Annotated in this window: 22 protein-coding genes; 12 read left to right on the forward strand and 10 right to left on the reverse strand. The window is 64.2% G+C overall.

Features of this window, described 5'->3' with window-relative positions; translation table 11 throughout:
- Positions 1 to 114: 114 nt before the first annotated feature.
- Positions 115 to 1035 (reverse strand): DMT family transporter, encoded by a 921-nt coding sequence (locus ACE191_RS08560; protein WP_400191779.1) that lies wholly within the window; start codon positions 1033 to 1035, stop codon positions 115 to 117.
- A gap of 417 nt (positions 1036 to 1452) precedes the next feature.
- Between ACE191_RS08560 and ACE191_RS08565 the strand changes: the two genes are divergently transcribed.
- The 3 genes from ACE191_RS08565 to sppA all read left to right on the forward strand — a co-directional run bounded on the left by ACE191_RS08565 (position 1453) and on the right by sppA (position 5373).
- Positions 1453 to 2763, forward strand: coding sequence for a replication-associated recombination protein A (locus ACE191_RS08565; protein WP_400191780.1), 1311 nt, complete (start codon positions 1453 to 1455; stop codon positions 2761 to 2763).
- A 59-nt stretch (positions 2764 to 2822) separates the two neighbouring features.
- A complete protein-coding gene (locus tag ACE191_RS08570; RefSeq protein WP_400191781.1) occupies positions 2823 to 3383 on the forward strand; it encodes a hypothetical protein in 561 nt (186 codons plus the stop codon).
- Positions 3384 to 3606: 223 nt separating this feature from the next.
- Positions 3607 to 5373, forward strand: a complete 1767-nt coding sequence (sppA, locus tag ACE191_RS08575) for a signal peptide peptidase SppA (RefSeq protein ID WP_400191782.1) — start codon at positions 3607 to 3609, stop codon at positions 5371 to 5373.
- A gap of 89 nt (positions 5374 to 5462) precedes the next feature.
- Here sppA and ACE191_RS08580 read toward each other — a convergent pair whose 3' ends face one another.
- The 4 genes from ACE191_RS08580 to ACE191_RS08595 form a co-directional block, all read right to left on the reverse strand.
- Positions 5463 to 6176, reverse strand: coding sequence for a PKD domain-containing protein (locus ACE191_RS08580; protein WP_400191783.1), 714 nt, complete (start codon positions 6174 to 6176; stop codon positions 5463 to 5465).
- 102 nt (positions 6177 to 6278) lie between these two features.
- Positions 6279 to 7250 (reverse strand): PKD domain-containing protein, encoded by a 972-nt coding sequence (locus ACE191_RS08585; RefSeq protein ID WP_400191784.1) that lies wholly within the window; start codon positions 7248 to 7250, stop codon positions 6279 to 6281.
- A gap of 86 nt (positions 7251 to 7336) precedes the next feature.
- Positions 7337 to 8278: a PKD domain-containing protein gene (locus ACE191_RS08590; protein WP_400191785.1), complete on the reverse strand. Its 942-nt coding sequence runs from the start codon at positions 8276 to 8278 to the stop codon at positions 7337 to 7339.
- Positions 8279 to 8314: 36 nt separating this feature from the next.
- Positions 8315 to 9010, reverse strand: coding sequence for a PKD domain-containing protein (locus ACE191_RS08595; protein ID WP_400191786.1), 696 nt, complete (start codon positions 9008 to 9010; stop codon positions 8315 to 8317).
- A gap of 218 nt (positions 9011 to 9228) precedes the next feature.
- Between ACE191_RS08595 and ACE191_RS08600 the strand changes: the two genes are divergently transcribed.
- Positions 9229 to 10068, forward strand: a complete 840-nt coding sequence (locus ACE191_RS08600; RefSeq protein WP_400191787.1) for a purine-nucleoside phosphorylase — start codon at positions 9229 to 9231, stop codon at positions 10066 to 10068.
- A 114-nt stretch (positions 10069 to 10182) separates the two neighbouring features.
- On the opposite strand, the gene ACE191_RS08605 is transcribed toward ACE191_RS08600, so the two are convergent.
- The 4 genes from ACE191_RS08605 to ACE191_RS08620 form a co-directional block, all read right to left on the reverse strand.
- Positions 10183 to 10605 carry a hypothetical protein gene (locus ACE191_RS08605; protein WP_400191788.1) on the reverse strand — a complete coding sequence of 141 codons (423 nt, stop codon included), beginning with the start codon at positions 10603 to 10605 and terminating at the stop codon, positions 10183 to 10185.
- A 105-nt stretch (positions 10606 to 10710) separates the two neighbouring features.
- Positions 10711 to 11592, reverse strand: a complete 882-nt coding sequence (locus ACE191_RS08610) for a DUF4249 domain-containing protein (RefSeq protein ID WP_400191789.1) — start codon at positions 11590 to 11592, stop codon at positions 10711 to 10713.
- 10 nt (positions 11593 to 11602) lie between these two features.
- A complete protein-coding gene (locus ACE191_RS08615) occupies positions 11603 to 13966 on the reverse strand; it encodes a TonB-dependent receptor domain-containing protein (protein ID WP_400191790.1) in 2364 nt (787 codons plus the stop codon).
- Between the two features lie 371 nt (positions 13967 to 14337).
- Positions 14338 to 14940 carry a hypothetical protein gene (locus ACE191_RS08620; RefSeq protein ID WP_400191791.1) on the reverse strand — a complete coding sequence of 201 codons (603 nt, stop codon included), beginning with the start codon at positions 14938 to 14940 and terminating at the stop codon, positions 14338 to 14340.
- A 126-nt stretch (positions 14941 to 15066) separates the two neighbouring features.
- Here ACE191_RS08620 and fabG point away from each other — a divergent pair, with 126 nt between their 5' ends.
- The 8 genes from fabG to dnaK all read left to right on the forward strand — a co-directional run bounded on the left by fabG (position 15067) and on the right by dnaK (position 24487).
- Positions 15067 to 15816, forward strand: coding sequence for a 3-oxoacyl-[acyl-carrier-protein] reductase (gene fabG, locus ACE191_RS08625; protein ID WP_400191792.1), 750 nt, complete (start codon positions 15067 to 15069; stop codon positions 15814 to 15816).
- 174 nt (positions 15817 to 15990) lie between these two features.
- On the forward strand, positions 15991 to 16671 hold the full coding sequence (locus ACE191_RS08630) for a YiiX family permuted papain-like enzyme (protein WP_400191793.1): 681 nt from the start codon (positions 15991 to 15993) through the stop codon (positions 16669 to 16671).
- Positions 16672 to 16981: 310 nt separating this feature from the next.
- Positions 16982 to 19060, forward strand: a complete 2079-nt coding sequence (locus ACE191_RS08635; RefSeq protein WP_400191794.1) for a VWA domain-containing protein — start codon at positions 16982 to 16984, stop codon at positions 19058 to 19060.
- A gap of 281 nt (positions 19061 to 19341) precedes the next feature.
- A complete protein-coding gene (locus tag ACE191_RS08640; RefSeq protein ID WP_400191795.1) occupies positions 19342 to 19776 on the forward strand; it encodes a hypothetical protein in 435 nt (144 codons plus the stop codon).
- Between the two features lie 58 nt (positions 19777 to 19834).
- On the forward strand, positions 19835 to 20737 hold the full coding sequence (locus tag ACE191_RS08645; RefSeq protein ID WP_400191796.1) for a pseudouridine synthase: 903 nt from the start codon (positions 19835 to 19837) through the stop codon (positions 20735 to 20737).
- Positions 20734 to 21687: an alpha/beta hydrolase gene (locus ACE191_RS08650; protein ID WP_400191797.1), complete on the forward strand. Its 954-nt coding sequence runs from the start codon at positions 20734 to 20736 to the stop codon at positions 21685 to 21687. The genes ACE191_RS08645 and ACE191_RS08650 overlap by 4 nt, the downstream gene beginning before the upstream one ends.
- A 4-nt stretch (positions 21688 to 21691) precedes the next feature.
- On the forward strand, positions 21692 to 22315 hold the full coding sequence (locus tag ACE191_RS08655) for an immunity 53 family protein (RefSeq protein WP_400191798.1): 624 nt from the start codon (positions 21692 to 21694) through the stop codon (positions 22313 to 22315).
- Between the two features lie 216 nt (positions 22316 to 22531).
- Positions 22532 to 24487: a molecular chaperone DnaK gene (gene dnaK, locus ACE191_RS08660; RefSeq protein WP_400191799.1), complete on the forward strand. Its 1956-nt coding sequence runs from the start codon at positions 22532 to 22534 to the stop codon at positions 24485 to 24487.
- Positions 24488 to 24602: 115 nt separating this feature from the next.
- Here dnaK and ACE191_RS08665 read toward each other — a convergent pair whose 3' ends face one another.
- Positions 24603 to 25280: a hypothetical protein gene (locus ACE191_RS08665; RefSeq protein WP_400191800.1), complete on the reverse strand. Its 678-nt coding sequence runs from the start codon at positions 25278 to 25280 to the stop codon at positions 24603 to 24605.
- Between the last annotated feature and the right edge of the window lie 33 nt (positions 25281 to 25313).

A 25313-nucleotide genomic window follows, 5' to 3' on the forward strand; every position in this document is an offset into this window, starting at 1 on the left:
AGCCCGCGCCCCGCGCGGTTATCGGCGGGCTACGTCAGTGGTCGGCAAAGGTAGACAACCGGCCCGGGCGGCTGGGGTTTTGCGGCTGCTACTGCCCGCACCTTGCGGGGGGCTTCAATCCTGCACCGGCTCCAGCGGCACGGCGGGGCGCGGCTTCTGGCTCACCAGCCACACGCCCAGGAAAATCAGCGAGGCCTGCAGGGCGCGGCCCCAGGTGAAGGCGTCCTTGCCCGTGCCCACGGCAATGAGGGCGGCCAGCACCGGCTGCAGGTAGATGTAGACGCCCAGCAAAGCCGGCGCGGCGTACTTCAGGGCCCAGTTGTTGAGCAGGTAGGTGAAGATGGTGAGCGGGATGACCATGTAGACGATGGCCACCCAGATGCCCGTGGGCAGGTGGGCGTAGTCGATGAGCTGCACCTGCTGCCAGCCGAAGGGCAGCACCACCACGGCCCCCACCAGGAAAATGCGCGCCAGCACCGTGAGCGGCGGGTACTTGCGCATGAGCGGCGTCACCAGCACCAGGTAGATGCCGAAAAACACCGCGTTGAGCAGCACCAGCACGTTGCCCAGCGTGGCCGTGGGCGGCAGCGGCGCCCCGCCGCTGCCCCGCCCCGAGATGAGCAGCGCCGCCCCCAGCCCGGCCACTGCAATGCCCGACGCCCGCACCCGCGTGATTCGCTCGCCCAGCAGCAGGGCCGAGGCCAGCAGCACCACGATGGGCGACACGGTTTGGGTGAGCGAGGCGTTGATGGGCGTGGTCAAGTTCAGCCCGCCGAAAAACAGGAGCTGGTTCAGTCCGATGCCCGAAATGCCGCAGAGGATGGAGCGAATGTGGTCGGCGCGGCCCTCGATGCGGGCGCCGCCGCTCAGGCGGGCCAGCAATCCGAAAATGAGGGCCGCCGGAAGCACGCGCAGCACAATCAGGCCGAAGGGACCGGCGTAGCGCGGCATCACGTCCTTGGCCAGGCTGTAGTTGGCCGCGTAAATCAGCGCCACGGCCAGCAAGGCCAGGTGGACGCGCCAGGAGTTCTGCATGGCCGGCAAAGGTAGGGTGCCCGGCGGGCCCGCACCGTAGCGCCAACGGAGTAGTGCGCGTACCCCCTTGCTTACTAGGGCCGCCTTGCCGGCCCCGCCCAGTGAGTTACAAGGGCCATTTTGGTCGTTGCGAAGACCGTTTCGGTCCTTCGGATGACCCAAACAGTCTTCGCAACGACTGTTTGGGTCTTCGCAACGACCGATTTGGTGGTTCGGATGACCGATTCGGTCCTTGCGAAGACCCAATCGGTGTTAGCGAGGACCGTTTGGGTCATTGCGAAGACCGTTTCAGTGATTCGGATGACCCAAACGGTGCTGGCGAAGACCGAAACGGCCATTCCCAACGCGGCGCGCGGCGGTACGTACCGTTCTTGCCTGCTCTTACCCGACTACCGGGCCATGTAGTTGTTTTGCCGTATGACTTCCCTTTTCGACCCACCCGCCGACCAGCCCCGGCCCGGCGCCCCGCTGGCCGAGCGCCTGCGTCCCCGCACCCTCACCGAGTACGTGGGCCAACAGCACCTGGTGGGCCCCGGCGCCGTGCTGCGCCGCTACCTCGACGCGGGCCGCATTCCCTCGCTCATTCTGTGGGGGCCGCCCGGAGTGGGCAAAACCACCCTGGCTCACCTCATGGCCAAGGAGCTGAAGCTGCCCTTCGTGGCCCTATCGGCCATCAACGCGGGGGTGAAAGACGTGCGCGACGTGATCCAGCAGGCCAAAAGCCGCCGAGGCACGCTGTTGTTCATCGACGAGATTCACCGCTTCAGCAAGTCGCAGCAAGACGCGCTGCTGGGGGCTGTGGAGCAGGGCATCGTCACGCTCATCGGGGCCACCACCGAAAATCCCTCGTTCGAGGTGATTCCCGCCATTCTGAGCCGGGCCCAGGTGTACGTGCTCGAGGGCCTGAGCCAAGAAGACCTCACCGGCCTGGTGGACCGCGCCCTGGCTTCCGACGAGGCGCTGCGCCGCCGGCCGGTAGAAGTAGCCAGCTACGACGCACTGCTGCGCATTTCGGGCGGCGACGCGCGCAAGCTGCTCAACCTGCTCGAAATCGTGGTGGAGTCGGCCCCGGCCGAGCCCACCACCGGCGTAGTCACCATCACCGACGCGCTGGTGCAGCAGCTGGCCCAGCAAAACCTCTCGCGCTACGACAAGGGCGGTGAGATGCACTACGACGTGATTTCGGCCTTTATCAAGAGCATCCGCGGCTCCGACCCCAACGCGGCGCTCTACTACCTGGCCGTGATGCTGGAGGGCGGCGAAGACCCCAAGTTCATTGCCCGCCGCCTGCTCATTCTGGCCTCCGAAGACGTGGGTAACGCCAACCCCAACGCCCTGCTGCTGGCCCAGAGCACCTTTCAGGCCGTCACCGTCATCGGTATGCCCGAGTCCGACATCATTCTGGGCCAGTGCGTGGTGTACCTGGCCACCTCACCCAAGAGCAACGCCTCGTACGTGGCCATCCGGGAGGCCCGGGCGCTGGTGAAGCAGCAGGGCGTGCAGCCCGTGCCCCTGCAGCTGCGCAACGCCCCCACCAAGCTCATGAAGCAGCTCGGCTACGGGGCCGAGTACCACTACTCGCACGACGGCGCGGGCAACTTCGTGTACCAGGAGTTCATGCCCGACGCGCTCAGCGGCCGCCGCTTCTACACCCCCGGCGCCAACCCGGCCGAGGCCAAGATGCAGGAGCGCCTGCGCCAGTGGTGGGGCGAGAAGTACGGCTACTAATCCCCGGATTGATGCGGGTGGATTAAGCGGATTTTGTGGACGATTTACGACCGCATCTCATGATTGACTTTAAGCACCTGCAGGAGCACCGCATCGACTTTCCGGCTTACTCCTTCCTGGGCACGGCTGCCGAGGCCGCAGCGCTTTCGGCCGAGCATCAGGATCAGATTCACTTTCTGGGTGCAGCAGCCACCACGTTTGTTGACCAGTATCTTGAAGCGTCCTACATGATGCACGGCGCGATGAGCACGCGCAACCCTACCCCATTCCGCACCGGTTACTTCCAGAACATTGAAACGTTCTCCCCCGAATCGGAAGCGGCGCTGAAGAAGTGGCTGTATCGCCGCGGCATTCCATTTCGCCACTACGTGCTCTTGCTTGGCAACGAGGAAGCGGTTTTGCTGACTTGGAAAATGGTGATGAAGTACGCAGCTGACATCTTCCTCCACAGCGACCAACTGGTATTTGACGAAACCCTCAATTGGGGCCTTTTCTACTATCATCACTTGCCTTTCACCTTTGGCAAGAATAGGGTTTTCGATCCGGAGGAGGAGTCCCAACGGATGTACGCGCTCCACGAGATGCGCCGGCAGTACCCGTTTCTGCAGTTTCCCTACTGATATATTCGATGCTCCGGGTCGCGGCGGTGCCGGCCGCTGCGCGGGCATTCACCCCGCCAAAGCGCCCGGTGGTCGAATACTCGCCGGGGCCACCGAATGCGGCGGTACTTTGGCAGCGGTTAGGCGCCTCATGGCCGCTCAGCACGGGCTTCAACCGCCCGGTGCCGGCCACCCAAACCGCCTACTTTTGTTTGCCTACCGCTGATTCTTTTCCTTCCCACCCATGCGAACCTTTCTGAAATACGTGCTGGCCACCATCACCGGCCTGTTTTTGTTTGGCCTGGTCAGTTTTGTGCTGATGCTGGCCTTCGCCGCCGCCCTGGGCAGCTCGGCCGACGAAGTCACCATTGCCGACAACTCGGTGCTGGAGCTCAAGCTCGATAAGCCCATTACCGAACGCAAGCAGGAAGCCGAGTTCACGCCCTTCGGTGCCGGCAACTCCTCCATCGGCCTCATCGACCTGAAAGCCGCCATTGCCCGCGCCAAAAAAGACGACGACATCCGCGGCATTCTGCTCAACCTGGAAATCGTGCAGGGCGGCATGGCCTCGCTCGAGGAAGTGCGCGACGCGCTGATCGACTTCAAGAAGTCGGGCAAGTTCGTGGTGGCCTACCACGAAACGGCCTCCGAGAAAAGCTACTACCTCTCGTCGGTGGCCGACGAGATTTACCTGCACCCCCAGGGCTTGCTCGAGTTCAACGGCCTGTCCTCGGAGGTGTTTTTCTACAAGCGCTTGTTCGACAAGCTCGGCGTGGAGCCCTTCATCTTCCGCGTGGGCTCTTTTAAGAGCGCCGTGGAGCCCTACATGCGCGAGAGTTTCTCCGACTCGGCCCGCTTCCAGACGGTGTCGTTTCTGAACTCCATCAACGACCACTCGGTGCAGCAGATTGCCGCTGCCCGCAAGCTGCCCCTGGCCCGCCTCAAAGTCATTCAGGACTCGATGCTGGTCCACAACGCCGAGGACGCCCAGCGCCTGGGCCTGGTGACCAAGCTCGGCTACTACGACCAGGTGCTCGACTACCTGCGCGGCAAGCTTAAGCTGGAGAAAGACAAGAAGCCCAGCCTGGTGAGTTTGAGCACCTACGACAAGGCCGACACCGACGACGACACCAAGACCGGCAGCAACCGCATTGCCGTGATTTACGCCGAGGGCGACATCGTGGGCGGCAAGGGCAGCGACGAAAACGTGGGCGGCACCAAGTTCGCCGACGCCATCCGCCGCGCCCGCCTCGACGACAAGGTGAAGGCCATCGTGCTGCGCATCAACTCGCCCGGCGGCTCGGCCCTGGCCTCCGACGTGATGTACCGCGAGGTGATGCTGGCCAAAAAGGTGAAGCCGGTTATTGCGTCGATGTCGGACGTGGCGGCCTCGGGCGGCTACTACCTGGCCATGGGCTGCGACACCATCGTGGCCCACCCCAACACCATCACCGGCTCCATCGGCGTGTTCGGCGTGCTGCCCAATCTGGGCCCACTGCTTTCCGAAAAGCTTGGCATCACCGTCGACCGCGTGACCACGGGTAAGTTCTCGGACATTCCCACCGTCACGCGCCGCCTTTCTCCCTTCGAGCAGCAAATGATGCAGCGCGAAGTGGAGCGCATCTATACCGACTTCACCAGCAAAGCCGCCCAGGGCCGCCGTATGCCGGTGGAGCGCCTGCGCCGCCTGGCCTCGGGCCGGGTGTGGTCGGGCCTCGAAGCCAAGCAGAACGGCCTGGTCGACGTGCTCGGCGACTTCGACGACGCGCTGACCCTGGCCGCCCGCCGCGCCAACCTCAAGGAGGGCGACTACCGCATTCAGCGCCTGCCCCGCCGCAAGTCGGCCCTGGAAAGCCTGCTCTCCTACTTCGACGGCAACTCGGAGGAAGCCGAGCTGCGCGTGCTCAAAAGCCAGATGGGCCCGCTCTTCCCCATCTACCAGCAGTACCGCGCTGTAACCCAGATGCAGGGCGTGCAGGCCCGCCTGCCCTATGAGCTGACGATTCAGTAAAGCAGCTAACCCCAACAACAAACAAGGCCGGTTGAAGAACCGGCCTTGTTTGTTGTTGGGGTTTCTGCGGAGCCTTGTTCACGTTGTGTTCAAAGCTTTTGGCAGTCGCAGAAGTATTTGTCCCAGCCCCCGTTGCCGCCGGTCCACTGCGTGTAAATCAGTCGCTTGCCCTGCCGCTCGAAGCGGGCGTCTTCCGCGGGGCGAACCCAGTCACTGCCGCTGTACCAGTACGCCGGAAACCCCCAGGAAATGCCGCCGGTACCCGGGTAAAGCTTCATGGATGTATACAATATCCCTACCACCGTGCGCAACGAGCCGTTGGCTTGCAGCTTGAGCCGGCCGTCAGGCAGCAGACTGACCGCGATGGTATCGGCCGGCAGCGAAGTGAAGGTCGGAGCCGGCATCCCAGGCATCATCTCCTCCCAACTAACCCGACCACACCGGTACCGGCCGATCAACCCTGTGGAAATGTCCACGACTGAGGTCACCACGAGGCTTTTGGCGGCCGTGGCCGAGCCGGCAGCGCCCGTGGCCGTAAGCGTCACGGAATAGGTACCCGGTTGATCGTAGGCATGCACCGGGGCCGACTGGGTGCTGGTCGTGCCGTCGCCAAAGTCCCAGCGGTAGGCAGTGGCCCATTCTGCTGCGACGGTGCGGAAGGTGAGTGGCGCCCCGTTCCAGCTTTCCCCCGAAGATTGCACATCGATGGGCAATACCGGCGGCTCCGGCTCACCTTCGGTCTTTTTACAAGCGGCTGTGGCCAGCAATAAAATGCTCAGGAGCCAGAACAAAATCGGTTTCATATTCAGCTGAAATTACTTGACTTGAGCAGCAGCCTCTCAAACAATTGCTTTGGTCAGCCCGCGAGTGAAGTACGCTATCAAGCAGCGCTATATCAAGCAGCGCTACTTGAGCTTTTTGCAGTTGCAGGTGTAACGGTCGTAGGCTGCATTACCGCCGGTCCACTGCTTGTAAACCATACTGTCGCCCTGCTGCTGGAAATAGGCGTGGCCCGAGGGACGGGTCGCCATGCCGGCTTCGTAACGATAGTTGGCGTGGTTGGTAGGGCCCGGCCAGGCATAGGGAAACTGGTCGGCGCTCAGCCTCATGGTAGGGTACCAGCCAGTAAAGGTTGCCAGCGGACCAGGGGCGCGAAACTCTATTTGCCCATCGGGCAGCGCGCCAACCGTAATGGTGTCGGCGGGCAGCAGGCGAAAGACGGGAACCGGGTTGATCAGCGTCGTCGATTCCCACATGATTCTGGCACACCGGTACCGACCGGCTACAAGAGTTGCTACTGCTGCCGTGGGGCCCACCACGACGTTTTTCCTCACGATAGCCGAGCCGGTGGGGCCGGTGGCCGTAAGGCTCACGACAAACGCCCCAGGCTGGCTGAAGGTGTGCGTGGGATTAGACGCGGTACTCGTGGCGCCGTCGCCAAAGTTCCACTGATAGGCCGTAGCCCAGGCTGGGGCAGCATTAAGAGTACTGAAGCTCACGACACGTCCATGCCAAAGCAGGCCGCTTACCTGAAAATCGAGTGGCAATGCCTCTCCCACCACCAGCGGCGTCAAGTTGCTGGCCTTTCCTTGGGGCCCTTCCACGGTCAGCCTCACGGAATACGTGCCGGCCGTCGCGAACGTATGCGTGGGGTTGGCTACCGAATCTTTCCCGCCATCGCCGAAATCCCATCGAAGCTTGGTCGCACCAGAGGCCGACGTCTCGAATTGGACCGGGTATTTGCAGCGGGGATTCTCGCTGTGAATAAACTCGGCCGTTAGCGCAAGCCGCTGGGGGCTTGGCTCCTCCTTGGCCTCCTTACACGCTGCTGTTCCCAGGAGCAGGATGACCAGGAGTTGGGGTAGAATCGTTTTCATCGTGAGCCAATAAGTGTGACGCCAAACATCACCGTTGAGAGCTATGGAAACTAGTAGTGGGGGTGGTCCGCTACAGGGCGGCGTTGCTACAGCTTTTGGCAGTCGCAGGTATATACATCCCCGCCCCCGTTGCCGCCGGTCCACTGCCGGTATATTAGTCGATTACCCTGTTTCTCGAAGTAGGCGTCTTCGGAGGGACGAACCCAGTCACTGCCACTGTACCAGTACGCCGGAAAACCCCATAAAATGCCACCGGTACCCGGGTAGAGCTTCATGGATGGGTATAGGCCCAGTACCGTACGCAACGAGCCGTTGGCCTGCAGCTTGAGCCGCCCGTCCGCCAACATGCTGACCGCGATGGTGTCGACTGGCAGCAAAGTGACGTTCGGAGCCGGCATCCCGGGCATCATCATACTCCGGCTAACCCGACCACAGCGGTACCGGCCGATCAACCCTGTGGAAATGTCCACGACTGAGGTCACCACGAGGCTCTTGGCGGCCGTGGCCGAGCCGGCAGCGCCCGTGGCCGTAAGCGTCACCGAATAAGTGCCCGGAAGGGCAAAGGCGTGCGAAGGATTCGGCGCGGTACTGATCGTGCCGTCGCCAAAATCCCACCGATACGAAGTGGCCCAGGAGGTAGCAATGGTGGTGAAGGAGATGGGCACCCCATCCCAGTGGTCACCTAACGTTTGAATATGGATAGACAGTGGTGCCTCCACCAGTAGCGTCTTCGATTTGCTGGCTGCTCCGTTGGGCCCGTCCACGGCCAGCGTCACGGTGTAGTTGCCAACTGCGGCAAAGGTGTGCGTGGGATTGGCCACTGAGTCCTTGCCCCCATCACCAAAATCCCATCGATACTTGGTGGCGCCGGGGGCTGTAGCCTCGAACCGGATGGGCGCCCGGCTTCTCAATGGCTCGGTAAAGGTAAAGTCGGCCTGGGGCTGCGGCTCCTCTTCGGTTTCTTTGCAAGCAGCTGTATTCAACAGCAGCAAAATCATCAGGAAGCGAGCTATAAACGTTTTCATCATACTAGTGCTTGGGGTTACGCTATTGGGGGATATGGGCTACGGCAGCTTGCGGCCGTAGTAAGTAGTGAAGTACGGATTGCCGAGGCCTCCCAAGCGCACCCAGAAGATGAGACTATCGCCCTGCTGAGCCAGGTACACCTTGGCCGAGTTCGAGGGCACGGGGGTGTCGTCGAACAGGTAATTGGGCACGGAGCGCGTCGATACGGGCCAGGCGACCGACGAGCTGAGTAGGGTGAGCCGGCGACGCCCGATTTCCAGGGTCCGGGGCTGGGGGCTGATTAGGGCCAGTGTAGTGTCACGCAGGCGGGTAACGCGGGGAACGGGGTCCTGGAACACGTACTCCGTGCGGACGACCTTGCCGAAGCGGTAGTTGCCCACGGCCCGCGCCACGATGATAGCTGCGGTGTCGGCCTGGGCCAGCGTCAGGGTTTTCGCTACCTCCGTAGTTCCCCCCACGCCGGTAGCCCGCAGCCGCACGAGGTAGCTGCCGGCCCGCCGGAAGGTGTGCACCGGGTTGGCCTCGGTGGAGCTGCCGCCGTCGCCAAAGCTCCAGGCGAAGGTTTCGGCCCCGGCGGCGCGGCTGCTGAATTGAATGGGCGTGAAGTTCTGCGTCGTGCCCGAATACGTGAAGTCGGTGGTCGACGCCTTTTTGGGAGCTTCCTGCGGAGCCTCCTCGCAGCTGCTGGCCAGCAAACCCAGCACCAGCATCAGGGAGTAATACGATTTCGTCATTGGTCGGCCGAATGGTTTCGGGAACGGAACAATAGTACGCGGTCTTTACGAAATCCAGCTTAGACGCCGCCAATCTTTCCGCCGCGCCACCCCCCATGCCCGGCAGGTGCTGGCGCGGCTACGGGCGCTGACTAAAATCAGTTGGCTTTCCCTCCGCGCAACGAGCCGTTGCGCCCTACTTTTGCGCGCCGCCGGCACGTGTCGACGGCGCTTTTGTTATGACCACTGCCGCCCATCAGATGCAGCAGCTCCGCGAAGCTGCCGCCTACATTCAGCAGCACGCTGCCGCCTTTCAGCCCGACTGCGGCATCATCCTTGGCACCGGCCTGGGCGCCCTGGCCCGCGAGGTGCAGGTGCAGCACACGCTCAGCTACGCCGACATTCCGCACTTTCCCCTGTCCACCGTCGAAAGCCACGCCGGGCGGCTGCTGCTGGGCGAGCTGGGTGGGCGCCGGGTGGCCGTGCTACAGGGTCGCTTTCACTACTACGAGGGCTACGACATGGCCCAGGTGGTGTTTCCGGTGCGGGTGCTCAAGCTGCTGGGCATCGGGCAGCTGCTGGTGAGCAACGCCGCGGGCGGGCTGAATCCCGACTTTGCCCTGAGCGACCTGATGCTCATCGACGACCACATCAACCTGCAGCCCACCAACCCGCTGGTGGGGCCTAACCTCGACGAGCTGGGCCCGCGCTTTCCCGACATGTTCGAGCCCTACAGCCACGCCCTGCTGGCCCGGGCCGAGTCGGCGGCGCGGCAGCTGGGCTTTGCCGACCGGGTCCGCCGGGGCGTGTACGCCTCCCTGCCCGGCCCCATGCTCGAAACGCCCGCCGAGTACCGCTACCTGCGCACCATCGGGGCCGACGCGGTGGGCATGAGCACGGTGCCCGAGGTCATTGCCGCCCGGCACATGGGCTTGCCCGTGCTGGCCGTGTCCGTCATCACGGATCTGGCCAGCCCCGGCCACCTCAAGCCCGTCGATATTCAGCACATCCTGGCCGCCGCCGCCAATGCCGAGCCGCGCCTGACGGCCCTGATCAAAGCCGTGCTGCAGGGGAGGTAGCCGCCGCTCCCATTGGCCAAGGCCCCAACAGTCTGCCTCGGAAGCAACCAAGCCCGGTTCTACTCTGCTCAGGCAGCGGAACCGGGCTTGGTTGCTTTCAGACCCAGAATGGCGCTACTGGGCTGAGTAGGTGTTTTCGTATACCTCGGCACCGCGCAACCACGACACCTTCAGGGTACTCGCGTCGAGCTGCTTAATGGTGTAGCCCAGCAGTTCGCCTTTGTGGTCGATAAGCTGGAGCGTGACGTCCTTGTCGGCCAGCTGCCAGCTGCCGTGGGTCATCGTGTTGTCGGCGGTAAGCATCTGGTGGTAGGCGCCGCCGCGGATGAACTGCCAGGTGTAGCGGTCCTTCACCGTGGCCCCGCTGCCGGTTACCTGCCCGTCCAGGCGGGTTTCGTCGAGGCGCCAGGTGTGGGCTACCAGCAGGGCCTCGGGCGCCGGTTGCGGGGTTGCCGTGGGTTCGTCCTCGCAGGCGGTGGCGGTGGCAAGTACCAGGGCTGCCACGGGCAGCAGATAAGCGAAACGGGGGAATTTCATGGGAAGCAGAACGGTGGGTTTGGAGCCGGGATGACGCTGGGCCTGGGTAAAGTTGCATGCCGAAGGCCCAATCCCGGCTTTTAGCGCGGGCCAATGGGGCGAAACTTACTGCACCACTACCTGCCGCCGCTCGTAGCTCAGAATGGCAAACACGCCCAGGCCGCCCTGCACGGTGCTCTGAATCTGGGCCGGCTGGCCGAAGGGGTTGCCGTTGGCCGACTGCGCGTCGTCGATGGAGCGCAGAAAGTAGTAGTAGGGCCGGTCGAGGTGGTGGAAGGTGATGAGCAGGGTGTCGTTGGCCGCAAACTCGTAGCTGGTGCCCATCGGTACCTTCTGTCCGTTGAACAGGCGGTCGTCGAAGTCGCGGTCCAGGGCCCGGGAGTCTTCCGAGAGGCTGTCGTGGTGAATCTGCAGGCGGTAGAAGTCGGCGGTGGCGGCCGGGTCCTGGAAGTTCACAATCACCAGGGCCTTGCGGCGGCCGGGCGGCTCGTCGTTGAACTTCCACTCCACCGAGTCGATGGGCACCAGCGCGGGCATGGTGGCCGTGCCCGTCACGCGGCGGCCTTTGGTGTCGGTTACTTCCAGCCGCCAGGTGTCGCCGGGCCGGATGGTGAGCGGCTGCCGCCCGCGGTGGGTAAACAGCTTTTTGGTGACGGGGTCCTGGCCGGGCAGCAGGCGCAGGGTTTCGGCTCGGCCGTCGGGGCCGGTGAGCACCACGGTCACGTCGGTGGGCACCTTGGGCGTGGGGTCGCTCAGGTAGGGCGCGCTTTCCGTCACGGTGAGCTGGGGCACCTTGCCGGACTCGAGGTAGCACTCCACCACCAGCTGCGCCGGGTAGGGCGGCAAGTCCACCTCCACGTCCTGCTGCAGGTCGCAGCCGCTGAGCAGGCCGCTGGCTATCAGCAGCAGGCCGGCCAGCCCGCTACGCCACGATCCGACCAGCCTGCCCATCGTCCACGTAATCCGGAAAAACCGCTGAATTCGCATAAATCCGGGATTAGAATTTAAAGTTGTAGGTCAGCGAGGGAATCACCGGAAACAGCGACACCAGACGGGCGCGGAAGCGCTCGGGCTCCCCGGTTTCCTTGTTTTTCACCTCGTCGAAGTAAATGAAGTAGGGGTTGCGGCGGTTGTAGGCGTTGTAGATGCTCAGGGTCAGGTCCGACTCGCGGGCCCAGGCCCGGGGGCGCAGCTTGTACACCACGCCCAGGTCGAGGCGGTGGTAGCTGGGCAGGCGGTAGGAGTTGCGGTCGGGGTACACCGGCACGATTTCCAGGTCGGTGCCCTCCAGATCCTGCACGGCAATGCGGGCGGCGGGCAGCGTGGTGGGGTTGCCCGAGGTGAACACGAAGGAGGCCGTCAAATCGAACCGCTCGTTGAGCTTGTGCATGGCCACGGCGGTGAGGTTGTGGCGGCGGTCGTAGGTGGGGAAGAACGCGCGGCCCTGGTTGATGCCCGGCCCGCCGCGCTGCGGGTCAAACTGCCGGGTGGTCCAGGCCAGGGTGTAGCCGATCCAGCCGGTGGTGCGGCCGCCTTTTTTCTCCAGGTACAGCTCGTTGCCGTAGGCCTGGCCGGTGCCGTAGAGAAACTCGGCGTCGAGGTCGGGATTCACGAACAGCTGGGCGCCGTCGCGGAAGTCGATCTGGCGCTGGGCCCACTTGTAGTACACTTCGTTGGTGAGCAGCAGCTTGCCGCCCGCCAGCAGCCAGCTGGCCCCGGCCGACACCTGCTGCGAGCGTTGCGGCTTGGCCGAAAGGCGCGAGGGATACCACACGTCGGTGGGCAGCGAGGCGCCGGAGTTGGCCACCAGGTGCACGTACTGGTACATCAGGGCGTAGCTGGCCTTTACCGAGAGTTTGGGCGTGAGGGTGTAGCGCGCGGCCAGGCGCGGCTCCAGCCCGCCGTAGTCGTTCTGGCCCGAGCGGAAGCCGCTCAGCCGCAGGCCGTAGTCCACGGCCAGCTTGTCGGTCACGGTGAAGTTGTCGGAGGCGTACAGGCCGCCTTCCTGGCCGGTGTACTCGATGTCCTGGCCGATGTTGAGCGAGTTGTCCTGGGCCCGGGCCTGCAGGCTGCCCACCCCGAAGCGGTGCAGGGTGCCGCTACCACCAAAGCGCACGGTGTGCTTGTCGGAAGGCTTCCACTCCCAGTCGGAGCGCAGGCTCCAGTCGCGAATGTCGCTGCGCAAACCGAAGCTGAACTGGTCGAGCTTGTTGGTGATGTCGTAGACGTAGTACGAGCCCGTGACGGAGGTATTGGTGAAGAGCTTGGGCGAAAACTCGTGGCTCCAGCGCACGGCGCCGGTGCGGTTGCCCCAGTGAAAGTCGAAGTTGAAGCCGCGCTCGGAGTTGAAGCCGAACACGTCGTTGCCGAAGTAGCCGCTCAGAAACACGTGGTCCTTGTCGGTGAGCTGGTAGTTGGCCTTCAGGTTCAGGTCGTAGAAGTAGTAGTCGGGAATGGGGTTGTAGTCCTCCACGCCCTCGTTGATTTTGTTGAGCTGCCGGGTAAACACGTCGAAGTAGGTGCGCCGCCCGGCCAGGATAAACGAGCCCTTCGCCGGCGCATCGGCCGCGGCCTTGCCCAGCGGGCCTTCCAGGGCCAGGCGCGAGGAAATCAGCCCCAGGCCCCCGCTCACGCCCAGCCGCTGCTTGTTGCCCTCGCGCGTTTTCACGTCGACCACCGAGGAGAGGCGGCCGCCGTACTGGGCCGGGAAGCCCGACTTGTAGAGGTCCACCGACTGCACCACGTCGGAGTTGAAGGTGCTGAACAGCCCGAACAAGTGGTTGGGGTTGTACACCAGCGCCTCGTCGAGCAGCATCAGGTTCTGGTCGGCCGAGCCGCCGCGCACGAACAGGCCGCTGGTGCCCTCGCCGCCGTTTTGCACGCCGGGCTTGAGCTGCAGGGTTTTCAGGATGTCGACCTCGCCAAACAAGGCCGGCAGCAGCTTGGCCTCGCGCGCCGACAGCCGCTCGACGCCCATCTGGGTGGTTTGCAGCTTCTGCTCCAGCGTGCCCGTGCCCTCGATGACTACCTCCGTTAGCTCGTTGCCGGCTGAGGGCAGCACCACGTCGAGGCGCTGCTCCTGGGGGCGCACGGTCAGCTCGCGGGTTATCGTCTGGTAGCCGATAAAGGAGAACTGCAGGGTGTGGCGGCCGGCGGGCAGCTCCAGCACGTAGCTGCCGTCGGGGTTGGCGGCGGTGCCCAGGCCGAGCGCGGGCACGGCCACGTTGGCGCCGGGCAGCCCCTCGCCGTCGGTGCCGCGCACGGTGCCGCGCAGGCGGTAGGTCTGGGCCGCCAGCAGCAGCGGCGCGAGCAAAAACCAGGTAAGCAGAAAAGTAAACTTGGGCGGAGCGGGGCGGAGCATGGGGTAACGATAGGCCGGCGCAAAGGTCGACAGCGAACCTGTCGGTAACGCCGTGGGGCACTGAATAGTTTGAGTCGGAAAAAGCCCGGCGGGGTTGCACCCACTTCCTGTTCGACCCGCACCGCGGCCCCATCCGCTGTCATTGCGAGGCGCAGCCGAAGCAATCTTTTCCCTCGTGGCACGACCCAACGAGCCTGGCGAACCGAAAACAGAATCAGTTGATCAGGCCTGGTGGGTTGTGCCACGGGCAAGGACCGATTGCTTCGCGTTGCTCGCAATGACAGGCCCGGTTGCTTCGTCGGACCTAATCCGTAACGGCCGCGGCCTCATTCCGACCCAGTGGGCCGCTCTGCTGGAAACCGGCCTACCTGCTAAAACGCGGGCCGGGTGTAGGGCTGCGGGTGGGCAAACAGGGGCTCGGCCTGCGCCACGGTGCGGCCAATGCGCTGGCACCACTGCCGGCGCAGCCGCTGCCGGGCGGCGGCGGCAACGTAGGTGCCGGGGGAAAGCTCGAAGTAGCCCCAGCGGCCATTGCGCACCAGTACCACCAGTGGCGCATCAGGCCGCGGCTCCATCACCGGCGCCACAAAATTGATGTTGGCCTGCTCGGCGCGCGTCACGGGCAGCTGGTCCAGCTGCTCGAACGAAAACAGCCCGCCGGCCACCGCCACCGGCTCGTACAGCGCCGCATCGGTAAACTTCTGCCCATACATGCGCCCCGCCGACTGCCAGAAAAAGAACGTCACCACCTCCGCGTGCAACAGGTACTGGCCTTCAATCAGGGTGTCCGGCGCCTGAGCCTGGTCGGTTTGGTACACCACAAATTCCCGTACGCCCTGCCGGCTCAGCTGCTCAATTCGCTGCGCCACCAGCTGCTCATCGACGAAATGCGGTACCGTTGCCGGCCTGGTCTGCGCCCGCAGCGGCGTGGCCAGCAGCAACAGGAGCAGGAGTTTCAGAACGCGGAAACGCATATGGGCTCGAGAATGGCCATCGGCCAGGTAAATAACCCGCGGCCAAATCGGCTACAAAATCCGGGAACCGAAGGAAAGCGTAAGCTAAATCCGAAAAATCCGGGAGAATCCGTGATTTTTGCCTTCATGACCAAACAGCTCGACGGAAAAGTGGCCCTGATTACGGGCGCTTCGAAAGGAATTGGCCGGGCCATTGCCCAGCATTTTGCCCAGCTGGGCGCCCAGGTGGCCTTCACCTACCTCTCCAGCGTGGAGAAAGGCCAGCAGCTCGAACAGGAGCTGGCCCAGCACGGCACCAAAGTCAAAGGCTACCGCTCCGACGCCTCCGACTACCAGCAGGCCGAAAAGCTCGTCGACGACGTGGTGGCCGAGTTCGGCCGGCTCGACATCCTCGTCAACAACGCCGGCATCACCAAGGACGGCCTGCTCATGCGCATGAGCGAGGAGCAGTGGGACTCGGTGCTCAGCGTGAACCTGAAGTCGGTGTTCAACCTCACCAAAGCCGCCACCAAACCCATGATGCGCGCCAAGTCGGGCTCCATCATCAACATGACCTCGGTGGTGGGCATCAAGGGCAACGCCGGCCAGGCCAACTACGCGGCCTCCAAATCGGGCATCATCGGCTTCACCAAGTCGGTGGCCCTGGAGCTGGGCTCGCGCAACATCCGCTGCAACGCCATTGCCCCGGGCTTCATCGAGACGGAAATGACCGGCGAGCTGGACCAGAAAGTGGTAGACGAGTGGCGCAAGGCCATTCCGCTCAAGCGCGGCGGCTCGCCCGAGGACATTGCCAAAGCCACCGCCTTCTTGGCCGGCGACGACTCCAGCTACATCACCGGCCAGGTGCTGCAGGTCGACGGCGGCATGCTGACGTAGGGAGCGGCTTCAGCAGCTGAAACATCATAGAACGTCATGCCGAGCGCAGCCGAGGCATCTCGCGTGCTGATAGCAGGTAGTAATTCCTTCGTGGAGTTGCTGTCGGACGTCAGCACACGAGATGTCTCGCGGGGCTCTACATGACGTTCTTTCGTTTTTGCTTTCTGCACTTATATGCGTCGTCCGTTATCTATCATTATTGCCGTCCTGTTCATCGTGCTGGCCGTGTGGGCCTGCCCGCGCCGCCAGCAGCGCCCGGGCTACTTTAAGCGGGAGCGGCGCGCCGAGCTGACCACGCTGCTCGTTTCGCTGCGGCTGCGCGAGGGGGACCTGATTTTTCACACCTCACAATCGGCGCAGAGCCGGGCTATTCAGCTGGCCACCCACTCGCCCTACAGCCACTGCGGCCTGCTGTTTCGGCAGGGCGGCGAGTGGCAGGTGCTGGAGGCCGTGCAGCCGGTGGGCCTTACGCCCCTGGAACAATGGATTACGCGCGGCCAGGACGAGCATTTTGTGGTGAAGCGCCTGCGCGACGCGGAGCAGGTGCTCACGCCCCGCACCCTGCGCCGCCTGCTGCGCACCGGCCACCAGTACCGCGGCCGGCCCTACGACCCGTACTTCGGCTGGTCCGACGAGCGAATCTACTGCTCGGAACTCCTCTGGAAAGTGTACCACCAGGCCACCGGCCGCGCAATCGGGCAGCTGCAAACCCTGCGCGAGTTCGACCTCAGCCACCCGGCCGTGCAGGCCAAGATGCGCGAGCGGTACGGCTCGCGGCTGCCGCTGGAGCAGCAGGTGATTTCGCCGGCCCGGCTGTTCAGCAGCCCCGAGCTGGTAGAGGTGCTGCGGCGCTAGCCCGCCGGCCGCCGGGGGCGCACTTTCAGAACCTTCGCCAAAACTGCGCCCCCCGGTGAGGGCGCAGAATTCTAAGCCGCTTCAAAACTGCGCCTCCCGGTGGGGGCGCGGAATTTCAGGCGGCGTCAAAAGTGCGCCCCCACCGGGGGGTACATATTTCTACCGGCCCCGATATCAGTACCCCTTAGTGGCCCGGCAGGCCCGCGGTTTTAAGCCGAGCGCGTAACTTCGGCGGCCCTACCCGCCCTGGCCGCAAGCAACTGTTTAGCTGGCGGCGGAGTTCTTGGGGTCCACCTGCTGATTGCTGTCTTTGGTCTTCTCTGCCTCTTCTCCCTGGCTGATTCTGCTGTGCCTGGTTGTGGGCGCGGGCTACGCGGCCCTGCTCTACTCCAAAAAGGCCCCGTGGAGCCGGCCCGTCAACTACGTCCTGGCCTTCCTGCGCTTCGCGCTGGTGAGCTTTCTGTGCTGGCTGCTGCTGGGCCCGGTGCTGCGCACCCACACCACCACCACCGAAGCCCCGGTAGTGGTGCTGGCCGTCGACAACTCGCAGTCGGTGCCGCTGTTCTCCCCCGATTCCTCGGCCCTGCGCCGCACCCTGGCCGGGCTCGACGCCATGACCGCCCGCCTGCGCGAGGCCGGCTACGAGGTGGCCCTGCGCAACCTCGACACCGCTGCCCCAGCCCGCCTGGCGCAGACGCGCTTCCGGGCCCCGGCCACCAACCTCGACCGCCTGCTGGGTGAGCTGCAAACCGGCTACGAGGGCCGCAACCTGTCCGCCGTGGTGCTGGCCTCCGACGGCCTGGCCAACGCCGGGCGCCCGCCGGTCTTCGCCGAGTTCAGCTACCCGCTCTACGCCCTGGCGTTGGGCGACACCCTGCCCCGCCGCGACCTGCGCGTAACCGACCTGCGCTACAACCGCGTGGCCTTCGCCGGCAACCGCTTCCCGGTGGAAGCCGAAATCGGCTACGACGGCTTTGCGGGCGGCACGGCCACGGTGCTGCTGCGCGAAAACGGCCGGGTGCTGGGCCGCCAGCAGGTGACGCTTTCGCCCACTCGCCGCCTGCAGCGCACCACCTTCCTGCTCACGGCCGCCGCGCCCGGCAAGCACCGCTACGAGGTGCTGGTGGAGCAGCAGCCCGGCGAGTTCACCCTGCTCAACAACACCCGCAACGCCTACGTCGACATCGTGAAGGGCCGCCTGCGGGTGCTGCTGGCCGGCGCCGCCCCCCACCCCGACCTGAAAGCCCTGCGCGCCGCCCTGCTCGGCAACGACAACTTCGACGTGACGCTGGCGTTGCCCGGCCTGGCCCCGCTGCGCACCGACCAGGACTACGACGTGGCCATTCTGCACCAGCTGCCCAGCCGCCCCGAGGCGGGCCGCGACGTGCTGCAGTACGTGCGCCAGCGCCAGCTGCCGGCCCTCTACGTGCTCGGCGCGCAGTCGGACCTGGCGGCCTACAACGAGCTGGGTACCGGCCTGCGCGTGAGCCCCCGGGGCGGGCAAACCCAGGAGGCGGCGCCCGCCCTCAACCCGGGCTTCACCCGCTTCAGCCTGGAGCCCGAGGCCGCCGCCCGCCTGCGCGAGTACCCACCCACCGCCGTGCCCCTGGCCGATGCGCGCCTGGGCAGCGGCGCCGAAGTCATTCTCTACCAGCAAGCCGGCCGCACGCGCGTCAATAAGCCCCTGCTGGTGGTGGCCGGGGCGGCAGGACGCCGTCAGGCCACCCTGCTCACCGATGGCAGCTGGCAGTGGCGCCTGCAGGAAGCCGCCACCCACGCCGACCGCGCCGACACCTACGACCGCCTCGTCACGCGCCTCTTGCAGCTGCTCACCCAGGACAGTCGCCGCAAGCGCCTCGACGTGTACCCCACCCAGGACGCGTTCAGTACCCAGGACGACGTGACTTTCGGCGCCGAAACCTACAACGCCGTGTTTGAGCGCGTGTACGGCCAGCAAATCAGTCTCACCCTCACCGACGAGCAGAACCGCCCGCGCACTTTCAGCTTCACCAACCGCCCCGACGGCGGCGTGCTGCACCTGGGCCCCCTGCCCGGCGGCCTCTACCGCTACACCGCCCGCGCCACCGTGGCCGGCCAGCCCCAGGAAGACCGCGGCGAGGTGCTGGTGCAGGATCAGCAGCTGGAAGCCACCGCCGCCCACGCCGACCACAACACGCTCTACCAGCTCACCCAGCGCAGCAACGGCCAGCTCTTCTACCCCCAGCAGCTGCCGCAGCTGGAGCAGCGCCTGCTGCAGGCCAGGTTCAAGCCGGTGCTGCACACGCAAGAGGAAGAAAAAGACCTGATCGACGAGTGGTGGCTGTTTCTGCTGCTGATGGGGGTGGTGACGGCCGAGTGGGCGTTGCGCCGCTACTCGGGTGGTATTTAGGCCCAATTCGTTGTTTATGCTGTCATCCTGAGCATGTCGCGCATCAAGCGAGGACGAAAGGCCTTACCAGATAAGAGCGACGCCGTTTTATGCTCTTTCAAGTCGTTGTTTAACCTGTCATCCTGAGCCAAAAGCGAAGAACCTTGCCAGATTAAGAGCGACACTATTGCTTGCTAGATACTCCCTGCCCCAGCGGGAACGACGCCGTAACAACGACTTGGCCTGACAGGATAAGGTCCTTCGCCTTTGGCTCAGGATGACAGACGAAATCGAACCAAACAATGGACTACCCCACCGCCCTCGAACAGCTGCGGCGCCACGCCGGCCTGGCCAAAAGCAAGCCCACCGCGGCCGACTTTCAGTACGTGCTCTACCTAATCAGCGACAAACAGAAGTTTCTGCCCCTGCAGCCCCTGGCCGCCGACGTGCTGGCCTGCCTGGAGGTAGTGAACCGCCACCTGAACGGCACCCAGCCGGCCGATACCGATGACGTCGACAAGGCCCCCGTGCTGGACCGGGAGCTGGTGTACGCCGTGAACAGCCTGCTGACCGCCGGCCGCAAATACGCGGCCTGGATGGCGGCGGAGTCGGGTTTTGAAGCCGCGCAGGTAGAAGAAATGCGGCGGGCCGTGCAATCCATCGAATTAGGGTGGAACTTTGTGCTGGCCGGCGACTCCAACTCCATTGAGCAGGAAGTCGCCACCTGGCTCGACTGAGCCAGCTTTTCCCCCGTTCAACGCCGGGCGCCTGCAAGGCGCCCCTACCCCGCTGCTCATGCGCTACGTCCTCGTCAACAAGCCCTACGAAGTTCTGCCCCAGTTCACCGACGAGAAGGGCCGCGCCACGCTCAAGGACTTCGTCTCGGTGCCCAACATCTACCCCGTTGGCCGCCTCGACTTCGACTCCGAGGGCCTGATGCTGCTCACCGACGACAAGCAGCTGCAGTTTCGCCTGGCCGAGCCGCGCTACAAGGTGCCCAAAACCTACTGGGTGCAGGTAGAAGGCGAGCCCACCGAGGAAGCCCTGGAGCAGCTGCGCCGCGGCGTGCAGATCAAGGACGGCTTCACGGCGCCCGCCGAGGTGCGTCTGCTGCCGCAGCAGCCCGAGCAGCTCTGGGAACGAAGCAAGCCCGTGCGCTTCCGCGCCGCCATTCCCACCAGCTGGATTGAGTTGACCATTTCGGAGGGCATGAACCGGCAGGTGCGCAAGATGACGGCCGCCGTGGGCTTTCCCACCCTGCGCCTGGTGCGCGCCAAGCTGGCCTCGATTACCGTAGCCAAACTGGCGCCCGGCCAGTGGCGCGAGCTGACCGCCGCCGAAGTACAGGCCCTGAAAGAGGCCGTGGCCGACACGCCCGAAAACGAAGGCGTGGCCCCGGCCCGCCGCAAGCCTACGGTGAAGTACGACCCCAACTACGAACAGAAGGTGGCCGCCGAGAAAGCCGCCCGCGCCCGCCGCGCGGCCGAAAAAGCGGCTACCGGCCGCGGCCCCAAGCGCCAGAGCCCCGGCCGCAGCCGCTCGACCGACGGCCCCGCCGGCGCGGCTCCGCGTAGCAGCCGACCGGCTGCCGGGGCGCCGGGGCGGGGCGGTAAAACCGGGGGCAGTGCCGGCCCGGGCCGATCTTCGGCGGGGCGCCCGGCAGCGCCTTCCGCCAAGCCGCCGCGCCGCGGCAAATGAGCCGCCCGCCTGCTAGCTGGCCCCGCCGGCTCCTGCTGACGGCGTTGCTGCTGGCCTTGTTGGTCAATGTCGTGGCCTTCAACCACGCCTGGCGGTTCACGCATTTTTCCACCGAGCCGGGCGGCCACACGGCCGCGCCCGAGCAGTTGTCGGTGGCCGGCAAGCTGTGGGTGCTGGCTACGGGCATCCGTAATCCGCGGCCCGTCAACCGCGGCCAACCGTCGTTTGCCTACCAGACCCTGCATATTCCAAGTGCCAACGGTCTGCTCGAAAGCTGGTTCGGCCCGGTGCCCAACGCCCGCGGCACGGTGGCCTTGTTTCACGGCTACACCTCCGATAAGTCGCGGCTGCTGCGCGAGGCCGCCTACTTCCGCCGGCTCGGTTACTCGATCCTGCTCACCGATTTCGCGGGCAACGGCGGCTCGGCGGGCACCCGCATTACCGTGGGCTACCGCGAAGCCTACGACGTAGCCGCCGTGGCGCAGTGGCTGCAGCGGCGGCAGCCGCACACACCGCTCGTTTTCTACGGGGTGAGCATGGGCGCCGTAGCCATTTTGCGCGCCGAAAGCGAGCTGGGCGTACGGCCCACTGCCAACATCATCGAGTGCCCCTACGGCAGCATGCTGCAAACGGCCCGCAACCGCTTTCGAGCCATGCACCTGCCAGCTTTTCCCTTCGCGCACCTGCTGGTGTTCTGGGGCGGGGTGCAAAACGGCTTCTGGGCCTTCGATTTGCGCGCCGATGCCTATGCCAGGCGCATCCGCACGCCTACGCTACTCATGTGGGGCACCCAGGACCGCCGCGTAACCCGCACCGAAACCGACGCCATTTTTGCCGGCCTGCGCGGGCCCAAGCAGCGGCAGTTTTTTTCCGGCAGCGGCCACGAGCCGTACTGGCGCCAGCACCCGCAGCTCTGGGAAAAGAAGATAGTACAGTTTTTTAACCGCTGAGACTATGGACCTGCTTCAACGCATTCAGCGCTGGTATACCATCAACTGCAACGGGGACTGGGAGCATTCATACAAGGTGTCTATCACCAATGTGGACAATCCTGGTTGGTGGGTTGAAATAGATTTGCAGGAGACTTGCCTGGAAAAGGCCGTTCTAGAAATGGCTCCAGTGCAGCAACGCACGTCTACTGATTGGGTGCTTTGGTACATCAAGGATCAACAGTTCATCGGTAGTGGGGGCCCTGGAAATCTGAGCGAAATCCTCAGCTTCTTTCTTGACACGTTGCTTCCGCAGCAGGCCGACCCTGAATGCTGCTATGAAGTTTTCTTGCCAGTGCAAGGCCATGAGCGGCGCTTGTGGCTTCAGGCAGAAGCCCGCGTTATATCAGAATCGGTTTTGGAAATCGTCCAAATTGCTGATTCTACGGTCCCCAATTCATACAACGTATTGGCTAGCGAAGACTACAGTCTGGTTTCTCAACCTGTATCTGGCAATCTGGCTAACCTCACCACATCGTTTGCTATTGGCGACCGAATAGAACCTTATGTAGAGCAGGCACCAGATAACATGCTGATCTGCTTTCTGGCCGCGCCACCTAAATCCGTACGCGCAGCAGACGTCGGCTAAGCGGGCTTATAGTCTACTGCCTGAACATCTGTCTCTTCACCCGGCCCGTACAACCGCTTCCGGCAGAAACACCGCGGCAGCCGTGACCGGGCGGTGACATTCTGGCAGCAAAAAACGGGGTTTGCCGGGCTGGTACGCGTCTTGTAAACCTCCCCGCGGCGGCGCAACGCTGCCAAGTGAACCAAGCAAACACCCCACTCTACCTCGTACATACTCATGGGCAAAATCATTGGTATTGACCTCGGCACGACCAACTCGTGCGTGGCCGTGATGGAAGGCAACGAACCCGTTGTGATTCCCAACAGCGAAGGCCGCCGCACCACGCCGTCTATCGTCGCGTTTCTCGACAATGGCAAGGGCGAGCGGAAGGTTGGTGACCCGGCGAAGCGTCAGGCCATTACCAACCCCACCAATACGATTCAGTCGATCAAGCGCTTTATGGGCCGCCGCTTCTCGGAAGTAACCGAGGAAACCAAGCACGTGGCCTACCAGCTGGCCAGCGGCTCCAACAACACTGTGGGCGTGCAGATTGGCGACCGGCAGTACACGCCGCAGGAAATTTCGGCCATGGTGCTCCAGAAAATGAAGCAGACCGCCGAAGACTACCTCGGCCAGCCCGTAACCGAAGCGGTAATCACCGTGCCGGCGTACTTCAACGACGCCCAGCGCCAGGCCACCAAGGAAGCCGGCGCCATTGCGGGCCTCGACGTGAAGCGCATCATCAACGAGCCCACGGCCGCCGCCCTGGCCTACGGCCTCGACAAAGACCACTCCAACCACAAAGTAGCCGTGTATGACCTCGGCGGTGGTACGTTCGATATTTCCATCCTCGAGCTCGACAACGGCGTGTTCGAGGTGCTGAGCACCAACGGCGACACCCACCTCGGTGGCGACGACTTCGACCAGGTTATCATCAACTTCCTGGCCGAGACCTTCCAGCAGCAGGAAGGCCTGGACCTGCGCCAGGACCCGATGGCCCTGCAGCGCCTGAAGGAAGCCGCCGAAAAGGCCAAAATCGAGCTTTCGTCGTCGAACGAAACCGAGATTAACCTGCCCTACATCACCGCCACGGCCACCGGTCCCAAGCACTTGGTGGTGAAGCTGAGCCGCGCCAAGTTTGAGCAGCTGGCCGACTCGCTGATCCGTCGTTCGATGGAGCCGGTGAAGAAAGCCCTGCAGGACGCTGGCCTCTCGCCTTCCGACATCAACGACGTCATCCTGGTGGGTGGCTCGACGCGCATTCCGCGCATCCAGGAAGAGGTGGAGAAGTTCTTCGGCAAGAAACCCTCGAAGGGCGTGAACCCCGACGAAGTGGTAGCCGTGGGCGCCGCCATCCAGGGCGGGGTACTGACCGGCGAGGTGAAGGACGTGCTGCTGCTCGACGTAACCCCGCTGAGCCTTGGCATCGAGACGATGGGCGGCGTGATGACCAAGCTCATCGAGTCGAACACCACCATCCCGACCAAGAAATCGGAAACCTTCTCGACGGCCTCGGACAACCAGCCTTCGGTGGAAATCCACGTGTTGCAGGGCGAGCGGCCGATGGCCTCGCAGAACCGCACCATCGGCAAGTTCCACCTCGACAGCATCCCGCCCGCCCCGCGCGGCGTGCCGCAGATTGAAGTAACCTTCGACATCGATGCCAACGGCATTCTGCACGTGACGGCCAAGGACAAGGGTACCGGCAAAGAGCAGAAAATCCGCATCGAAGCCTCCTCGGGCCTTTCCGAGCAGGATATCGAGCGCATGCGCCAGGAAGCCCAGGCCAACGCCGAAGCCGACAAAACGGAGCGCGAGCGAATCGACAAGCTCAACCAGGCCGACTCGATGATCTTCCAGACCGAGAAGCAGCTGAAGGAGTACGGCGACAAGCTGAGCGCCGGCAACAAATCGGCCATCGAATCGGCGCTGGCCGATCTGCGCTCGGCCCACGAGGCCAAGGACGTGGCCCGCGTTGACTCGGCCATGACGGCCATCAACGCCGCCTGGCAGGCGGCTTCGCAGGAAATGTACGCCCAGGGCGGCGGTGCCGAAGGTCAGCCCCAGGGCTACCCCGGCGGCGAAGGCTTCCAGGGCGGCCAGCCCGGCGGCAACGGCCAGCCCAACCCCGGCGCCGGCCACGACAATGTGACCGACGTGGACTATGAAGAAGTAGACGGCAGCAAGAAGTAATTTCAGCTGACGGCAACCAGTAAAAAGGCCCGGAGCACACGCTCCGGGCCTTTTTGGTGAATAGCAGTTTTCGGCGCAGTAGGTTCGAAACCAGCCTGCGGCCACGGGGCTTCGGCTACAGATTCAGGTTCTGTGCGCTTACGTCTTCCAGGTAAACCGGCGTGGTGGGCACCTTGGCCGTGCTGCGCGAGGTAAGCTGGCGGGTGCCGGCCTTATCATTGGGGTCGGCGTAGATGTGGTCGGTTTGCTGCTGTCCGGTCAGGAAATCGGTGTGCCGTACGCGGGTATCGAGCTTGACGCGGCTGCTCTTGATATGGTCTTCGCCTACCAGGCGCACGCGGCCGGCCGTGGGCTCGTAGCGAAAGCGCAAGGTTAGGTCCATGGTCTGGTCGTTGCCGGCAATGTGGCGCACGCTCAGTCCGCCCTTAGCAATGCTGATTTCGGGGATGCCATCGGCGCCGGCCGAGGTTTCGGCGCAGCCCAGGCAGGGCAGCACGCCCCCGGCCGCTCCTACCCGGCGAAACTGCCCGGTGGGTTCGGCCAGCAGCACCACCAGAGCCCGTTCGCGGTGCGCATCGGGGGCGCCCGAGGGCCGCTCCACCAGCAGCAGCACCTGGTCGGGCCGCTTGTCAGCGTTCAGGTCGCCGGCGGCCTGGCGCTCCAGCATCCAGCCCGCGGGCACGAAGGCCACCGCGCGGCTGCCCTTCTGAGGCAGCAGGTCGGCTTTAAAAACCGGCTCGGACGGGGCCAGCAGCAGGCCCGAGCAAAGTGCAGCGGTAGAGAGAAAATTCATATTTCCAGAAAAGGTCGTGAATAGCCTACCCGC

The organism is Hymenobacter sp. B81, from assembly GCF_044628455.1.
Classification (GTDB): domain Bacteria; phylum Bacteroidota; class Bacteroidia; order Cytophagales; family Hymenobacteraceae; genus Solirubrum.

Excerpts from the sequence above, each read along its gene's own strand:
- ACE191_RS08630 (WP_400191793.1), top strand. The coding sequence starts at position 15,991 with ATGCGTCGTCCGTTATCTATCATTATTGCCGTCCTGTTCATCGTGCTG.
- dnaK (WP_400191799.1), top strand. The coding sequence starts at position 22,532 with ATGGGCAAAATCATTGGTATTGACCTCGGCACGACCAACTCGTGCGTG.
- ACE191_RS08605 (WP_400191788.1), bottom strand. The coding sequence starts at position 10,605 with ATGAAATTCCCCCGTTTCGCTTATCTGCTGCCCGTGGCAGCCCTGGTA.
- ACE191_RS08665 (WP_400191800.1), bottom strand. The coding sequence starts at position 25,280 with ATGAATTTTCTCTCTACCGCTGCACTTTGCTCGGGCCTGCTGCTGGCC.
- fabG (WP_400191792.1), top strand. The coding sequence starts at position 15,067 with ATGACCAAACAGCTCGACGGAAAAGTGGCCCTGATTACGGGCGCTTCG.
- ACE191_RS08640 (WP_400191795.1), top strand. The coding sequence starts at position 19,342 with ATGGACTACCCCACCGCCCTCGAACAGCTGCGGCGCCACGCCGGCCTG.
- ACE191_RS08615 (WP_400191790.1), bottom strand. The coding sequence starts at position 13,966 with ATGCTCCGCCCCGCTCCGCCCAAGTTTACTTTTCTGCTTACCTGGTTT.
- ACE191_RS08590 (WP_400191785.1), bottom strand. The coding sequence starts at position 8,278 with ATGATGAAAACGTTTATAGCTCGCTTCCTGATGATTTTGCTGCTGTTG.
- ACE191_RS08645 (WP_400191796.1), top strand. The coding sequence starts at position 19,835 with ATGCGCTACGTCCTCGTCAACAAGCCCTACGAAGTTCTGCCCCAGTTC.
- ACE191_RS08585 (WP_400191784.1), bottom strand. The coding sequence starts at position 7,250 with ATGAAAACGATTCTACCCCAACTCCTGGTCATCCTGCTCCTGGGAACA.
- ACE191_RS08600 (WP_400191787.1), top strand. The coding sequence starts at position 9,229 with ATGACCACTGCCGCCCATCAGATGCAGCAGCTCCGCGAAGCTGCCGCC.
- ACE191_RS08595 (WP_400191786.1), bottom strand. The coding sequence starts at position 9,010 with ATGACGAAATCGTATTACTCCCTGATGCTGGTGCTGGGTTTGCTGGCC.
- ACE191_RS08610 (WP_400191789.1), bottom strand. The coding sequence starts at position 11,592 with ATGCGAATTCAGCGGTTTTTCCGGATTACGTGGACGATGGGCAGGCTG.
- ACE191_RS08580 (WP_400191783.1), bottom strand. The coding sequence starts at position 6,176 with ATGAAACCGATTTTGTTCTGGCTCCTGAGCATTTTATTGCTGGCCACA.
- ACE191_RS08570 (WP_400191781.1), top strand. The coding sequence starts at position 2,823 with ATGATTGACTTTAAGCACCTGCAGGAGCACCGCATCGACTTTCCGGCT.
- ACE191_RS08565 (WP_400191780.1), top strand. The coding sequence starts at position 1,453 with ATGACTTCCCTTTTCGACCCACCCGCCGACCAGCCCCGGCCCGGCGCC.
- ACE191_RS08560 (WP_400191779.1), bottom strand. The coding sequence starts at position 1,035 with ATGCAGAACTCCTGGCGCGTCCACCTGGCCTTGCTGGCCGTGGCGCTG.
- ACE191_RS08655 (WP_400191798.1), top strand. The coding sequence starts at position 21,692 with ATGGACCTGCTTCAACGCATTCAGCGCTGGTATACCATCAACTGCAAC.
- ACE191_RS08650 (WP_400191797.1), top strand. The coding sequence starts at position 20,734 with ATGAGCCGCCCGCCTGCTAGCTGGCCCCGCCGGCTCCTGCTGACGGCG.
- sppA (WP_400191782.1), top strand. The coding sequence starts at position 3,607 with ATGCGAACCTTTCTGAAATACGTGCTGGCCACCATCACCGGCCTGTTT.
- ACE191_RS08620 (WP_400191791.1), bottom strand. The coding sequence starts at position 14,940 with ATGCGTTTCCGCGTTCTGAAACTCCTGCTCCTGTTGCTGCTGGCCACG.